General features: G+C 57.0%; 7 protein-coding genes, 2 tRNA genes, 3 rRNA genes and 1 pseudogene. 12 read left to right on the top strand and 1 reads right to left on the bottom strand.

Annotated elements, in window-relative coordinates; genetic code table 11:
- Positions 1-37: 37 nt before the first annotated feature.
- Positions 38-475, bottom strand: a complete 438-nt coding sequence (locus HU825_RS01370; RefSeq protein WP_043298111.1) for a DUF4124 domain-containing protein — start codon at positions 473-475, stop codon at positions 38-40.
- Positions 476-879: 404 nt separating this feature from the next.
- On the opposite strand from HU825_RS01370, the gene HU825_RS01365 reads away from it, so the two are divergent.
- From HU825_RS01365 to HU825_RS01310, 12 genes and pseudogenes are all read left to right on the top strand, one after another.
- Positions 880-2,604, top strand: coding sequence for an acetolactate synthase 3 large subunit (locus tag HU825_RS01365; protein WP_234302761.1), 1,725 nt, complete (start codon positions 880-882; stop codon positions 2,602-2,604).
- Positions 2,605-2,606: 2 nt separating this feature from the next.
- Entirely contained in the window at positions 2,607-3,098 is a 492-nt protein-coding gene (gene ilvN / locus HU825_RS01360) for an acetolactate synthase small subunit (RefSeq protein ID WP_003288852.1), read from the top strand.
- Between the two features lie 74 nt (positions 3,099-3,172).
- Positions 3,173-4,188 (top strand): annotated as a pseudogene (ilvC, locus tag HU825_RS01355) (ketol-acid reductoisomerase).
- Between the two features lie 151 nt (positions 4,189-4,339).
- Positions 4,340-5,179 carry a CDP-diacylglycerol--serine O-phosphatidyltransferase gene (gene pssA, locus HU825_RS01350; RefSeq protein ID WP_234302760.1) on the top strand — a complete coding sequence of 280 codons (840 nt, stop codon included), beginning with the start codon at positions 4,340-4,342 and terminating at the stop codon, positions 5,177-5,179.
- Positions 5,180-5,792: 613 nt separating this feature from the next.
- Positions 5,793-7,329: ribosomal RNA gene (locus HU825_RS01345) — 16S ribosomal RNA — on the top strand.
- A 64-nt stretch (positions 7,330-7,393) separates the two neighbouring features.
- Positions 7,394-7,470: transfer RNA gene (locus HU825_RS01340), tRNA-Ile, on the top strand.
- 29 nt (positions 7,471-7,499) lie between these two features.
- A tRNA-Ala gene (locus tag HU825_RS01335) sits at positions 7,500-7,575 on the top strand.
- 230 nt (positions 7,576-7,805) lie between these two features.
- A 23S ribosomal RNA gene (locus HU825_RS01330) occupies positions 7,806-10,696 on the top strand.
- 129 nt (positions 10,697-10,825) lie between these two features.
- A 5S ribosomal RNA gene (gene rrf, locus HU825_RS01325) occupies positions 10,826-10,941 on the top strand.
- The 16S, 23S and 5S rRNA genes sit together here with 2 tRNA genes alongside, the layout of an rRNA operon.
- Positions 10,942-11,234: 293 nt before the next feature.
- Complete coding sequence (locus HU825_RS01320) at positions 11,235-11,891, top strand: paraquat-inducible protein A (RefSeq protein ID WP_043297450.1); 657 nt, start codon at positions 11,235-11,237, stop codon at positions 11,889-11,891.
- Positions 11,878-12,501, top strand: a complete 624-nt coding sequence (locus HU825_RS01315; protein WP_043297452.1) for a paraquat-inducible protein A — start codon at positions 11,878-11,880, stop codon at positions 12,499-12,501. Before HU825_RS01320 ends, HU825_RS01315 begins: the two co-directional genes overlap by 14 nt.
- Positions 12,494-14,803, top strand: a complete 2,310-nt coding sequence (locus HU825_RS01310) for a PqiB family protein (RefSeq protein WP_234302759.1) — start codon at positions 12,494-12,496, stop codon at positions 14,801-14,803. The genes HU825_RS01315 and HU825_RS01310 overlap by 8 nt, the downstream gene beginning before the upstream one ends.
- Positions 14,804-14,874 lie beyond the last annotated feature (71 nt).

The raw sequence follows: 14,874 nt of genomic DNA, 5'->3' as shown, positions 1-14,874 counted from the left end.
AGGCGGCGCTGCGCGTCGGACCAGGGGCGAGGAGGTTTTACTGCTTGCAGTTCTCCTCGATCTTTTGCTTCGTTTCGGCAATGCGCGATTGGCGTTCCTCTTCCTTCAGGCGGCGCACTTCGCCGTTTTCCTCGACGCGTACGCGCGGATTGTTTTGCAGTTGCGCCAGGTTAGTCTGCAATGTCTCGCAATAGCGCTTGCGCTCGGCTTCCTGTTCGGCAACCTGCTGCTTGACCTTGCGGTCGATTTTCTCCTGATCCACCAGTGACGCGCTGCTTTCACTGGCGTCTGGCTCGGCGGCGGCGGGCTTCGGTGGCGGTGTGACCGTATTCAGAGTTTGGGCGGCCTGGCCTTGCGGCGGTTGCGCACTGAAGTGGGTGATGCCCTGCGCGTCGACCCATTTGTATACCTGCGCGGCCATTGTGCTGCTACTCAGGGCGAGCAGGAGGCTGCCGACAATAACCATCGATCGCATGTGTTTTCCTTCGTGTGAGCGGAACAGCGGCACTATACCCAAAAGCCCGGGTGCCGCTGCTGCACCAGATCACAGCCTGAATGTACCTCAACGCAACGGCAAGCTTGACTTGCCGGCGCCGAATCCGAACAATCCGAAACTTGCTGTCCTGAGCCGCTTCGCCGCAAGTGATACCGGCTCAGCCTAGACAGACATGAGGTGCTACCCGCGCCGACCTGCATCACCCGCAACGCGTTACCTCGCGCTGGGTGGAGAGCCCGCGACAACAGGGTTTCTTCCAATACTGGCTCAGTCAGTGGCTGACGTAGTCGGCGACCACCGTCGCTCATGCCCTGCCGGCAGTAAACCTATTTCAGGTGGCTCCGATCCGGGAGTCGCTATCTGGCGTTTCAGAGGTGAACAACGTGGAACTCTTATCCGGCGCTGAAATGGTCGTCCGCTTTCTGCGTGACGAAGGCGTTAAATACATCTACGGGTACCCGGGCGGTGCCGTTCTGCATATCTACGATGCACTTTTCAAGGAAAAGTCCATCGAGCACATCCTGGTTCGTCACGAGCAGGCTGCCACCCACATGGCCGATGGCTATGCGCGTGCGACCGGCAAGGCCGGCGTGGTGCTGGTGACCTCCGGTCCTGGGGCGACCAACGCCATCACCGGTATCGCTACAGCGTTCATGGACTCGATCCCGATGGTGGTCATCTCCGGTCAGGTGCCCAGCACCATGGTCGGCACTGATGCCTTCCAAGAAACCGACATGATCGGCATCTCCCGGCCCATCGTGAAGCACAGCTTCATGATCAAGCATCCGTCGGAAATCCCCGAGGTGATGAAGAAGGCGTTCTATCTCGCCGAGTCCGGGCGTCCAGGGCCGGTTGTCATCGACATCCCGAAGGATATGACCAACCCGGCCGAAAAATTCGAATACGTCTACCCGAAGAAGGCCAAGCTGCGTTCGTACAGCCCGGCTGTGCGTGGGCATTCGGGGCAGATTCGCAAAGCGGCGGAACTCCTGCTGGGAGCCAAACGGCCCATCATCTACGCCGGTGGCGGCGTGGTCCTGGGCGGTGCCTCGACGCAGCTGACCGAGCTGGCGAAGATGCTTAATCTGCCGGTGACCAACACCTTGATGGGCCTGGGATGCTATCCGGGCAGCGATCGCCAGTTCGTCGGCATGCTTGGCATGCACGGCAGCTACACCGCCAACCTGGCTATGCACCATTCCGACGTGATCCTGGCGGTGGGTGCGCGTTTCGATGACCGCGTGATCAATGGTGCGGCGAAGTTCTGCCCGAACGCCAAGATCATCCATATCGACATCGACCCGGCATCCATCTCCAAGACCATCAAGGCCGACATCCCGATCGTCGGCCCAGTCGACAGCGTGCTGACCGAGATGGTCGCCATCGTCAAGGAAATTGGCCAGGCGCCCAACGCCGAGACGGTCGCCAGCTGGTGGAAGCAGATCGATGAGTGGCGCGGCAACCGCGGGCTGTTCCCCTACGACAAGGGCGATGGTTCGATCATCAAGCCGCAGACCGCCATCGAAATACTCTGCGAAGTGACCAAGGGCGAGGCCTATGTTGCCTCGGACGTCGGTCAGCACCAGATGTTCGCTTGCCAGTACTACAAGTTCGATAAACCCAACCGCTGGCTCAACTCCGGCGGCCTCGGCACCATGGGCTTCGGTCTGCCGGCAGCTATGGGCGTGAAGCTGAATTTCCCCGAAGCCGATGTCGCGGTGGTGACGGGGGAGGGCAGCATCCAGATGAATATCCAGGAGCTGTCCACCTGCCTGCAGTACGATCTGCCGGTGAAGATCATCAACCTCAACAACGGTGCGCTGGGTATGGTCCGCCAGTGGCAGGACATGGTGTACAACAGTCGCTACTCGCACTCCTACATGGAGTCGCTGCCGGACTTCGTCAGGCTGGCCGAGGCCTACGGCCACGTCGGTATGCGCATCACCGACCTGAAGGACCTCAAACCGAAAATGGAAGAGGCCTTTGCCATGAAGGATCGCCTGGTATTCCTCGATATTGCCGTTGACACCAGCGAGCACGTCTATCCGATGCAGATCAAAGACGGCGCGATGCGTGATATGTGGCTGAGCAAGACGGAGCGGACCTGATCATGAGACACATCATTTCCCTTTTGATGGAAAACGAACCGGGCGCACTGTCTCGCGTGGTCGGGTTGTTCTCGCAGCGCAACTACAATATCGAGAGCCTGACCGTGGCGCCGACTGAGGATCCGACGCTGTCACGCCTGACCCTGACCACCATTGGCCACGAGGAGGTGATCGAGCAGATCACCAAGAACCTCAACAAGCTGGTGGAAGTCGTCAAGTTGGTGGACTTGTCGGAGAGCGCACATATCGAGCGTGAGCTCATGCTCATCAAGGTCAAGGCTACCGGCGCCCAGCGCGCCGAGGTCAAGCGCACCACCGACATCTTCCGCGGACAGATCGTCGATGTGACCACCAGCGTCTATACCATCCAGTTGGCCGGAACCAGCGACAAGTTGGACAGTTTCATCCAGGCCATCGGAACCGCAGCGATTCTTGAGGTTGTACGCAGTGGCGTCACCGGGATATCCCGGGGCGACAAGGTACTGAGCATCTGACTGGCCACGCTCGCTGAGCCAGTTGGCAACGTTTTTATCGAATGGCCCACGAGGCCGGTAACAGGGGTAGTTTCATGAAGGTTTCATACGATAAAGATTGCGATCTTTCGATCATCCAGGGCAAGAAAGTCGCCATCATCGGTTACGGTTCCCAGGGCCACGCGCATGCGTGCAACCTGAAGGACTCCGGGTTGACGTCACCGTCGGCCTGCGTCCGGGCTCGTCCTCGATCGCCAAGGCCGAGGCTCATGGCCTCAAGGTCAGTGATGTGCCGGCAGCCGTCGCGGCCGCCGACCTAGTGATGATCCTGACTCCCGACGAGTTCCAGGGTCGTCTGTACAAGGACGAGATCGAGCCGAACCTGAAGAAGGGCGCAACCCTGGCCTTCGCCCATGGCTTTTCGATCCACTACAATCAGGTGGTGCCGCGCGCCGACCTCGACGTAATCATGATCGCGCCGAAAGCGCCGGGCCACACCGTGCGTTCTGAGTTCGTGCGTGGCGGCGGCATCCCTGACCTGATCGCCATCTATCAGGATGCTTCCGGCAATGCGCGTAACGTTGCGCTGTCGTACGCCTGCGGCGTTGGCGGCGGTCGTACCGGCATCATCGAAACCACCTTCAAGGACGAGACCGAAACTGACCTGTTCGGTGAGCAGGCCGTGCTTTGTGGCGGTTGTGTCGAGCTGGTCAAGGCCGGTTTCGAAACCCTGGTTGAGGCGGGTTACGCCCCGGAAATGGCCTACTTCGAATGCCTGCATGAGCTGAAGCTGATCGTCGACCTGATGTTCGAAGGCGGCATTGCCAACATGAACTACTCGATTTCCAACAACGCCGAGTACGGCGAGTACGTCACCGGTCCGGAAGTCATCAACGCCGAATCCCGTGCCGCCATGCGCAATGCCCTCAAGCGCATCCAGAATGGTGAATACGCCAAGATGTTCATCACCGAAGGCGCCGCCAACTACCCGTCCATGACGGCCTATCGTCGCAACAACGCGGCGCACGGTATCGAAGTGGTCGGCGAGAAGCTGCGTGCGATGATGCCTTGGATCGCGGCAAACAAGATTGTCGATAAGAGCAAGAACTGATCTCTGTTCTGCTGGAGAAACGCGGCCTCGGCCGCGTTTTTTCGTTTTGGTGTCCAGTCATCTGGTATAAAACGAGTGTTTGGCCTGACCTAAACCGCCTGTCTTCAGGCTTGGTCGAATTTATCCGTACCTGTTGTGAAGGTGATAGTGCATGAATGAGCAACCTGAAGAACCGAACAAGGCGGTTGAGGCGGAAAGCATTCTGCCGATCGACGAGCACGTCGAGGAGACTCAAGGTCCCGATGGTCGAAAGGTCCGCCATCGCGGAATCTATCTGCTGCCTAATCTGTTCACCACGGCCAATCTATTTGCCGGGTTCTTTTCCATCATCACGGCGATCAACGGAAATTTTTACGTGGCTGCGGCGACTGTTTTCGTGGCGATGGTACTCGACAGTCTGGATGGGCGCGTGGCTCGTCTGACCAACACGCAAAGCGCGTTCGGTGCTGAATACGACTCTCTCTCGGATATGGTCGCTTTCGGGCTTGCGCCAGCGGTTTTGGCTTATGAATGGGCGCTGTCCGAGCTGGGTAACGTCGGGCTGACGGTGGCCTTCATTTATGTGGCTTGCGCGGCGTTGAGATTGGCACGGTTCAATACCCAGATTGGCAAGGTCGATAAGCGCTGGTTTATCGGATTGGCAAGCCCTGCGGCCGCCGGGGTGGTTGCAGGTTGGGTATGGGCTGTCTGGGCGTTGGACGAACAAGGTGTTCGTGGTGCGGACCTACCGCTTGTGCTGGTCATGCTGTTTGCGCTAATGGTTGCCGCTGCTGGTCTACTAATGGTCAGCAATATCAAGTACTACAGCTTCAAGGACCTCGATCTAAAAGGGCGCGTGCCATTCGTGGCGATCTTGGTCGTGGTGCTGGTGTTTGCTGTCGTGTTTAGCGACCCGCCGCGAGTCTTGCTGCTTATCTTTCTTGCATATGCCGCCTCCGGTCCCGTCCAGCATTTGATGCAGATGCGTCGGCGCAACCGCATCGAAGATTGATTTTCGCGCAGCGCCGTCAGCGTCTGCCGGCGCTCTTTTTTGCCTAGTGTCTAAATAATAGTTGACGCACACTTTCAGCCTCCTATAATGCGCACCACTTCTGGCGCGGTCCTCTGCTAAAAGTTCTTGTAAATCAACAAGTTGCTTTGAGATTGAGGGTTGCGTTGGTGGCGGATTCGAGTAGAATGCGCCGGGCTGGCAGGGTGGTGGTTGAGTCCTGTTGGTGGCTTCGGTCGGATTGATCGGAAGCGGTGAAAGAGGTGGTTGACAGCGGTTTTGAACGCTGTATGATTCGCCTCCCGCTGACGAGAGATAAAGATTGATCGGAGCGGCAAGCGGTTGAGTAGAAAAGAGATTTTCGAAAAACAGCTTGACAGTGAGAAAGGCTGCTGTAAAATGCGCGGCCTCGGTTGAGACGAAAGGCTTGATCGAAACGCTCTTTAACAACTGAATCAAGCAATTCGTGTGGGTGCTTGTGAATGTAAGACTGATAGTCGCATGATTATCAGCATCACAAAGCAACACTCGTTAATTCGAGAGTTACTCTTTACTTGTAAAGAGATTTGCGATTGCTGAGCCAAGTTTAGGGTTTTCTCAAAACCCAAGCAGTATTGAACTGAAGAGTTTGATCATGGCTCAGATTGAACGCTGGCGGCAGGCCTAACACATGCAAGTCGAGCGGATGAGTGGAGCTTGCTCCATGATTCAGCGGCGGACGGGTGAGTAATGCCTAGGAATCTGCCTGGTAGTGGGGGACAACGTTTCGAAAGGAACGCTAATACCGCATACGTCCTACGGGAGAAAGTGGGGGATCTTCGGACCTCACGCTATCAGATGAGCCTAGGTCGGATTAGCTAGTTGGCGAGGTAAAGGCTCACCAAGGCGACGATCCGTAACTGGTCTGAGAGGATGATCAGTCACACTGGAACTGAGACACGGTCCAGACTCCTACGGGAGGCAGCAGTGGGGAATATTGGACAATGGGCGAAAGCCTGATCCAGCCATGCCGCGTGTGTGAAGAAGGTCTTCGGATTGTAAAGCACTTTAAGTTGGGAGGAAGGGCAGTAAGTTAATACCTTGCTGTTTTGACGTTACCGACAGAATAAGCACCGGCTAACTTCGTGCCAGCAGCCGCGGTAATACGAAGGGTGCAAGCGTTAATCGGAATTACTGGGCGTAAAGCGCGCGTAGGTGGTTCGTTAAGTTGGATGTGAAAGCCCCGGGCTCAACCTGGGAACTGCATCCAAAACTGGCGAGCTAGAGTATGGCAGAGGGTGGTGGAATTTCCTGTGTAGCGGTGAAATGCGTAGATATAGGAAGGAACACCAGTGGCGAAGGCGACCACCTGGGCTAATACTGACACTGAGGTGCGAAAGCGTGGGGAGCAAACAGGATTAGATACCCTGGTAGTCCACGCCGTAAACGATGTCGACTAGCCGTTGGGATCCTTGAGATCTTAGTGGCGCAGCTAACGCATTAAGTCGACCGCCTGGGGAGTACGGCCGCAAGGTTAAAACTCAAATGAATTGACGGGGGCCCGCACAAGCGGTGGAGCATGTGGTTTAATTCGAAGCAACGCGAAGAACCTTACCAGGCCTTGACATGCTGAGAACCTGCCAGAGATGGCGGGGTGCCTTCGGGAACTCAGACACAGGTGCTGCATGGCTGTCGTCAGCTCGTGTCGTGAGATGTTGGGTTAAGTCCCGTAACGAGCGCAACCCTTGTCCTTAGTTACCAGCACGTTATGGTGGGCACTCTAAGGAGACTGCCGGTGACAAACCGGAGGAAGGTGGGGATGACGTCAAGTCATCATGGCCCTTACGGCCTGGGCTACACACGTGCTACAATGGTCGGTACAAAGGGTTGCCAAGCCGCGAGGTGGAGCTAATCCCATAAAACCGATCGTAGTCCGGATCGCAGTCTGCAACTCGACTGCGTGAAGTCGGAATCGCTAGTAATCGTGAATCAGAATGTCACGGTGAATACGTTCCCGGGCCTTGTACACACCGCCCGTCACACCATGGGAGTGGGTTGCTCCAGAAGTAGCTAGTCTAACCTTCGGGGGGACGGTTACCACGGAGTGATTCATGACTGGGGTGAAGTCGTAACAAGGTAGCCGTAGGGGAACCTGCGGCTGGATCACCTCCTTAATCGAAGACATCAGCTTCTTCATAAGCTCCCACACGAATTGCTTGATTCATTGCGAAGACGATTGGGTCTGTAGCTCAGTTGGTTAGAGCGCACCCCTGATAAGGGTGAGGTCGGCAGTTCGAATCTGCCCAGACCCACCAATGTTATGGGGCGCAGGCTTCAAGACATTGGGGCCATAGCTCAGCTGGGAGAGCGCCTGCTTTGCACGCAGGAGGTCAGGAGTTCGATCCTCCTTGGCTCCACCACCACTCGTTAGAGTTCAGAAATGAACATTTGCAGGTTTTCTGTGGAATGTTGATTTCTGGTCTTTACCAGAATCGTTCTTTAAAAATTTGGGTATGTGATAGAAGTGACTGTTCGATCATTTTCACTGATGATCGGATAGCTCAAGGTAAAATTTGCGAATTCAAGCGCGAATTTTCGGCGAATGTCGTCTTCACGTTATAGACAGTAACCAGATTGCTTGGGGTTATATGGTCAAGTGAAGAAGCGCATACGGTGGATGCCTTGGCAGTCAGAGGCGATGAAAGACGTGGTAGCCTGCGAAAAGCTTCGGGGAGTCGGCAAACAGACTGTGATCCGGAGATGTCTGAATGGGGAAACCCACTGAGCACAAGCTCAGTATCTTGCACTGAATACATAGGTGTAAGAGGCGAACCAGGGGAACTGAAACATCTAAGTACCCTGAGGAAAAGAAATCAACCGAGATTCCCTTAGTAGTGGCGAGCGAACGGGGATTAGCCCTTAAGTTGATTTGAGATTAGCGGAACGCTCTGGAAAGTGCGGCCATAGTGGGTGATAGCCCTGTACGCGAAAGTCTCTTTTCAATGAAATCGAGTAGGACGGAGCACGAGAAACTTTGTCTGAATATGGGGGGACCATCCTCCAAGGCTAAATACTACTGACTGACCGATAGTGAACCAGTACCGTGAGGGAAAGGCGAAAAGAACCCCGGAGAGGGGAGTGAAATAGAACCTGAAACCGTATGCGTACAAGCAGTGGGAGCCTACTTTGTTAGGTGACTGCGTACCTTTTGTATAATGGGTCAGCGACTTATATTCAGTGGCGAGCTTAACCGAATAGGGGAGGCGTAGCGAAAGCGAGTCTTAATAGGGCGTTTAGTCGCTGGGTATAGACCCGAAACCGGGCGATCTATCCATGGGCAGGTTGAAGGTTAGGTAACACTGACTGGAGGACCGAACCGACTACCGTTGAAAAGTTAGCGGATGACCTGTGGATCGGAGTGAAAGGCTAATCAAGCTCGGAGATAGCTGGTTCTCCTCGAAAGCTATTTAGGTAGCGCCTCGTGTATCACTGCTGGGGGTAGAGCACTGTTTCGGCTAGGGGGTCATCCCGACTTACCAAACCGATGCAAACTCCGAATACCGGCAAGTGTCAGCACGGGAGACACACGGCGGGTGCTAACGTCCGTCGTGAAAAGGGAAACAACCCAGACCGTCAGCTAAGGTCCCAAAGTCATGGTTAAGTGGGAAACGATGTGGGAAGGCTTAGACAGCTAGGAGGTTGGCTTAGAAGCAGCCATCCTTTAAAGAAAGCGTAATAGCTCACTAGTCGAGTCGGCCTGCGCGGAAGATGTAACGGGGCTCAAACCATGCACCGAAGCTACGGGTTCAACGCAAGTTGAGCGGTAGAGGAGCGTTCTGTAAGCCTGTGAAGGTGAGTTGAGAAGCTTGCTGGAGGTATCAGAAGTGCGAATGCTGACATGAGTAACGACAATGCGAGTGAAAAACTCGCACGCCGAAAGACCAAGGGTTCCTGCGCAACGTTAATCGACGCAGGGTGAGTCGGTCCCTAAGGCGAGGCTGAAGAGCGTAGTCGATGGGAAACGGGTTAATATTCCCGTACTTCTAGTTACTGCGATGGGGGGACGGAGAAGGCTAGGCCAGCAAGGCGTTGGTTGTCCTTGTTTAAGGTGGTAGGCAGAGATCTTAGGTAAATCCGGGGTCTTAATGCCGAGAGCTGATGACGAGCTTTCTTTTAGAAAGCGAAGTGGTTGATGCCATGCTTCCAGGAAAAGCCTCTAAGCTTCAGGTAACTAGGAACCGTACCCCAAACCGACACAGGTGGTTGGGTAGAGAATACCAAGGCGCTTGAGAGAACTCGGGTGAAGGAACTAGGCAAAATGGCACCGTAACTTCGGGAGAAGGTGCGCCGGTGAGGGTGAATGATTTACTCAGTAAGCCCATGCCGGTCGAAGATACCAGGCCGCTGCGACTGTTTATTAAAAACACAGCACTCTGCAAACACGAAAGTGGACGTATAGGGTGTGACGCCTGCCCGGTGCCGGAAGGTTAATTGATGGGGTTAGCGCAAGCGAAGCTCTTGATCGAAGCCCCGGTAAACGGCGGCCGTAACTATAACGGTCCTAAGGTAGCGAAATTCCTTGTCGGGTAAGTTCCGACCTGCACGAATGGCGTAACGATGGCGGCGCTGTCTCCACCCGAGACTCAGTGAAATTGAAATCGCTGTGAAGATGCAGTGTATCCGCGGCTAGACGGAAAGACCCCGTGAACCTTTACTATAGCTTTGCACTGGACTTTGAATTTGCTTGTGTAGGATAGGTGGGAGGCTTTGAAGCGTGGACGCCAGTTCGCGTGGAGCCATCCTTGAAATACCACCCTGGCAACTTTGAGGTTCTAACTCTGGTCCGTTATCCGGATCGAGGACAGTGTATGGTGGGTAGTTTGACTGGGGCGGTCTCCTCCTAAAGAGTAACGGAGGAGTACGAAGGTGCGCTCAGACCGGTCGGAAATCGGTCGCAGAGTATAAAGGCAAAAGCGCGCTTGACTGCGAGACAGACACGTCGAGCAGGTACGAAAGTAGGTCTTAGTGATCCGGTGGTTCTGTATGGAAGGGCCATCGCTCAACGGATAAAAGGTACTCCGGGGATAACAGGCTGATACCGCCCAAGAGTTCATATCGACGGCGGTGTTTGGCACCTCGATGTCGGCTCATCACATCCTGGGGCTGAAGCCGGTCCCAAGGGTATGGCTGTTCGCCATTTAAAGTGGTACGCGAGCTGGGTTTAGAACGTCGTGAGACAGTTCGGTCCCTATCTGCCGTGGACGTTTGAGATTTGAGAGGGGCTGCTCCTAGTACGAGAGGACCGGAGTGGACGAACCTCTGGTGTTCCGGTTGTCACGCCAGTGGCACTGCCGGGTAGCTATGTTCGGAAGAGATAACCGCTGAAAGCATCTAAGCGGGAAACTCGCCTCAAGATGAGATCTCACTGGAGCCTTGAGCTCCCTGAAGGGCCGTCGAAGACTACGACGTTGATAGGCTGGGTGTGTAAGCGTTGTGAGGCGTTGAGCTAACCAGTACTAATTGCCCGTGAGGCTTGACCATATAACACCCAAACAATTTGGCTGTTAGACGGTAAGTCGACAAACAAACCGAAAATTTGCAAGAATTCGCGTTACCAGCATCACATACCCAACTCGCTGCAGCGGCTAAACCGAGGCAGCAACCGAATTGCTTGACGACCATAGAGCGTTGGAACCACCTGATCCCATCCCGAACTCAGTAGTGAAACGACGCATCGCCGATGGTAGTGTGGGGTCTCCCCATGTGAGAGTAGGTCATCGTCAAGCTTCTATCCCAAACCCCCGATCCGCTTGCGCGGTTCGGGGGTTTGTCTTTGTGCGGAAGAAATTACCTGCGATGCAGCACTAGGTTGACCAGGTGAACGTTGGAGGCGAACAGCTACCGAGTTGGCGCAGTCGTGGGCGGCCCTGCAAGTCCGTACGGATGGGACGTTTTGCGAGCAGTCCTAAAGATGCTTGGAATGCTAAGCAACCCACCACGGGACGCGGGGCGGTGATCCAGCTTGGCTAGCCGGCCGATAGCATTCGATTAGAATGACTTCTTTATCTGGATAGCGTGCATGTCCGAACCAGATGCGGCATCAGATCTCGCCCAGCTTCCGCTTGAGCAGTTGGTGGCTTGTCCTGAATGCGATTTATTGATGGCCCGGCCCACGCTTGCGCACGGACAGGTTGCGGAGTGCGTGCGTTGTGGCTATGAGCTGCTCCGTCTGCGTCATCGCTTCGTCGGGCCGGGGCTGGCGTTAGTGCTGGCCGCTTTGCTGCTTTATTTCCCGGCGAATTTCCTGCCAATCATGCGGTTAAACCTGCTGGGGAGAGTTACTGATGATACGGTGTGGACGGGCGTGCTCAGCCTCTACCGTAGTGATATGCAGGGAATCGCTTTTGTCGTTCTTTTGTGCAGCATGGTTGTTCCGTTGCTGAAGTTGCTGTGCCAGCTCGTCGTCTTGCTCTGTATCGCCACTCGCCGCGCAAAGCCGTTAGGGATGCTGCTTTACCGGATATATCATCATTTGCGCGAGTGGGGGATGCTTGAGGTTTACCTGCTGGGCATCCTGGTTTCTATCATCAAGCTTAGAGACATGGCTGAGCTCAGCCTCGGGATCGGCCTGGCGTGCTTTGCTGGGCTGTTGGTCGTTCAGGTATGGCTGGAACTGGTGATGTCGCCGCAGCAGGTCTGGGAAGCGTTGGCGGAGCCTGTCGATGCGCGCCGCTGATGCCGGGTTGATGGTCTGTCACGAGTGCCATCAGCTCAATCGTCATCAGCCGGCGCACGCGCGGCAACACTGCACACGCTGTGGAGCGTGCGTGCACATGCGGCGTCCGAACAGCATCGTCCGTACCTGGGCACTGTTGCTTAGCGCGGCATTGCTCTATTTACCGGCCAACCTGCTACCGATCATGACGGTCCGCATGCTCGGCAACGGCACGCCGGACACCATCATGTCAGGCGTGGTGACGCTGGCGCGGCACGGCATGTACCCAATCGCCGCGGTAGTATTCGTTGCAAGTATTCTGGTGCCGACCTTCAAGTTGATCGGGATCGCCATGTTGCTGATCTCTGTGCAACGGCATCATCCCATGTCGCCGCGTCAGCGCCTGCTGGTGTTCCGTTTCATCGAGTGGATCGGGCGCTGGTCGATGCTGGATATCTTCGTCATCGCGATCCTTGTTGCGATTGTCAACTTTGGCAGCCTCGCCAGTGTGGAAGCCGGTACAGGGGCGGTGGCGTTCGCCAGTGTCGTGGTCCTGACGATGCTTGCCGCCATTACCTTCGACCCCCGTCTGATCTGGGATAACACCGAATCCGGAAACAAGCATGACTGATCTGCCACAAGCGAGAACCCGCCCAGCCTCCAACTGGTCGGCGATCTGGATATTACCGCTGATCGCGCTGGCAATCGGTGCCTGGCTCGCCTGGCAGGCCTACAGCGAACGCGGCGTGCATATCGAAGTAGTGTTCGACAGCGCAGAAGGAATCGAGATTGGCAAGACCTCGGTCCTCTATAAAGGCATGACCATCGGTGTAGTACGCGACCTGCGCCTTGAGGACGAGGCACGGCGGCAGGTTGTTGTCGCCGACATCGAGATGAATCAGGACGTCGATGGCTATCTGCGCAGCGGCACCCGCTTCTGGCTGGTCAAGCCTAGCGTTACGCTCGCAGGGATTACCGGCCTGGAAACACTGGTTTCCGGGAATTATATTGGCGTGAGCCCCGCGGACGGCGAACCGGCCCGACGCTTCGTAGCCCTGGCGGAAGAGCCGCCGATGTCCGACAGTCGCATCGGCCTGCACCTGACGCTCAAGGCCGAGCGCCTCGGTTCGCTGAATCGCGGCAGCCCGGTGTTCTACCGGCAGATCCAGGTCGGTCAGGTGAAGAACTATGTGCTCGCCGAAGATGACAGCACCGTGGAGGTGCAGCTCTATATCCAGCCGGAGTATGCGCACCTGGTGCGCAAGCACACCCGCTTCTGGAACGCCAGCGGCGTCACCGTCGATGCCGGGCTGACCGGCGTGAAGTTCCGTACCGAGTCCTTGGCCAGCATCGTCGCTGGCGGTATCGCCTTCGCCACGCCCGCGCACCGCAAGGACAGCCCAGCGACCGATCCGAGCATTCCGTTCCGTCTCTACGAAGACTTCGATGCCGCCCAGGCGGGCATCAAGGCCGTGGTCTCGCTGCTGGATTTCGACGGGCTGCAGGCCGGCCGCACCCCGGTCATGTACAACGGGATGCAGGTCGGTCTGCTGAAGAAGCTGGATATCGACGCTGATCTCAAGGGCGCCCAGGCTGAGTTGTCGGTCGATCCGCTGTTCGAGGATTACCTGGTCGATGGCACCGATTTCTGGGTGGTCAAACCATCCATCTCGCTGGGCGGAATCACCGGCCTCGAGGCGCTGGTGAAAGGCAACTTCATTGCCGTCCGGCCTGGCGAAAAGAGCGCCTCCCCCAAACGGGAGTTCGTCGCTCGCGCCAAAGCCCCACCGCTGGACGTCCGCGCGCCGGGACGGCACTTGGTACTCACCAGCGACACTCTTGGCTCGTTGGATGTCGGCAGTCCCGTGCTGTACCGCCAAGTTCGGGTGGGCTCCGTACAGAGCTATCAATTTTCCCGCGACCAGCAGAAGGTCGTCATTGGCGTGCACATCGAGCAGCCGTACGCCGAGCTGGTGAACAGCTCGAGCCGGTTCTGGAATGCCAGTGGCATCTCGCTGAGCGGCGGTTTGTCCGGTATCGAGGTGCGTAGCGAGTCGCTGCAGAGCCTGCTTGCCGGCGGTATTGCCTTCGAAACGCCCGATCCGCAGGCTGCCGGGACGAGGAAGGTGCCGCGCTTCGTACTGCACAAGGACAGGGACAGTGCAATCCAGCGCGGGACGCCGATCGAGATCCGCCTGACGCGTGGCGATGGACTGAGTGCCGGTACGCCCATTCGCTACAAGGGGCTGGCCGTGGGCCAGGTGGATAGCGTGACCCTCAGCGACGACCTGCAGAGTGTCGTGCTGCGTGCGCGCATCACCGCAGCGGAGTCGCGCATCACCCGCGCCGGCACCCAGTTCTGGGTGGTTCGGCCGGAGCTCGGCATCATGCGTACGGCTAATCTGGATACGCTGGTCAGCGGCCCCTATTTGGAGGTGGCACCGGGCAAGGCGGATGCGGGCGTGCAAACGCGTTTCACCGGCCAGGAGCGGGAGCCACAGAAGGCCGGTGAAGGGTTGAGCCTGGTGCTCAGCGCGGCCCGGCTGGGTTCGATCAAGCCGGGCAACGCGGTGACCTACCGCGAGGTGAAAGTCGGTGAGGTCACCGGTTATGAGCTGGGGCAGAACGCCGATCGCGTCCTGATCCGCGTCGTCATCGAGCCGCGCTACGCGCCCCTGGTGCACACCGGCACCCGCTTCTGGGAGACCAGTGGCTTCGGTGTGGATTTCAGTCTGTTCAAAGGTGCCAGCCTGCGCACCGATTCGCTGGAGTCGCTGCTCGAGGGCGGCGTCGCCTTCGCCACGCCGGAGGGCGAGCAGATGGGACGCCGGGCGCTGCCGGGACAGACCTTCGCGCTCTTCAAGGAGCCGCAGGACGATTGGTTCGGCTGGGCACCGAAGATCGAACTGGAGCGAGCCGCCGGCGACAGGTGACCGGCGTTGCCGGAGGGCTCAAGCCCCCTGCGCACATATGGAAAGGGCCCCTTTCGGGGCCCTTTTTTCGT

The organism is Pseudomonas phenolilytica (assembly GCF_021432765.1).
In the GTDB taxonomy this organism is placed as follows: Bacteria; Pseudomonadota; Gammaproteobacteria; order Pseudomonadales; family Pseudomonadaceae; genus Stutzerimonas; species Stutzerimonas phenolilytica.
This window is presented reverse-complemented; position numbering and strand designations above follow the sequence as displayed.

Excerpts from the sequence above, each read along its gene's own strand:
- HU825_RS01370 (WP_043298111.1), bottom strand. The coding sequence starts at position 475 with ATGCGATCGATGGTTATTGTCGGCAGCCTCCTGCTCGCCCTGAGTAGC.
- ilvN (WP_003288852.1), top strand. The coding sequence starts at position 2,607 with ATGAGACACATCATTTCCCTTTTGATGGAAAACGAACCGGGCGCACTG.
- pssA (WP_234302760.1), top strand. The coding sequence starts at position 4,340 with ATGAATGAGCAACCTGAAGAACCGAACAAGGCGGTTGAGGCGGAAAGC.
- HU825_RS01320 (WP_043297450.1), top strand. The coding sequence starts at position 11,235 with ATGTCCGAACCAGATGCGGCATCAGATCTCGCCCAGCTTCCGCTTGAG.
- HU825_RS01315 (WP_043297452.1), top strand. The coding sequence starts at position 11,878 with ATGCGCGCCGCTGATGCCGGGTTGATGGTCTGTCACGAGTGCCATCAG.
- HU825_RS01310 (WP_234302759.1), top strand. The coding sequence starts at position 12,494 with ATGACTGATCTGCCACAAGCGAGAACCCGCCCAGCCTCCAACTGGTCG.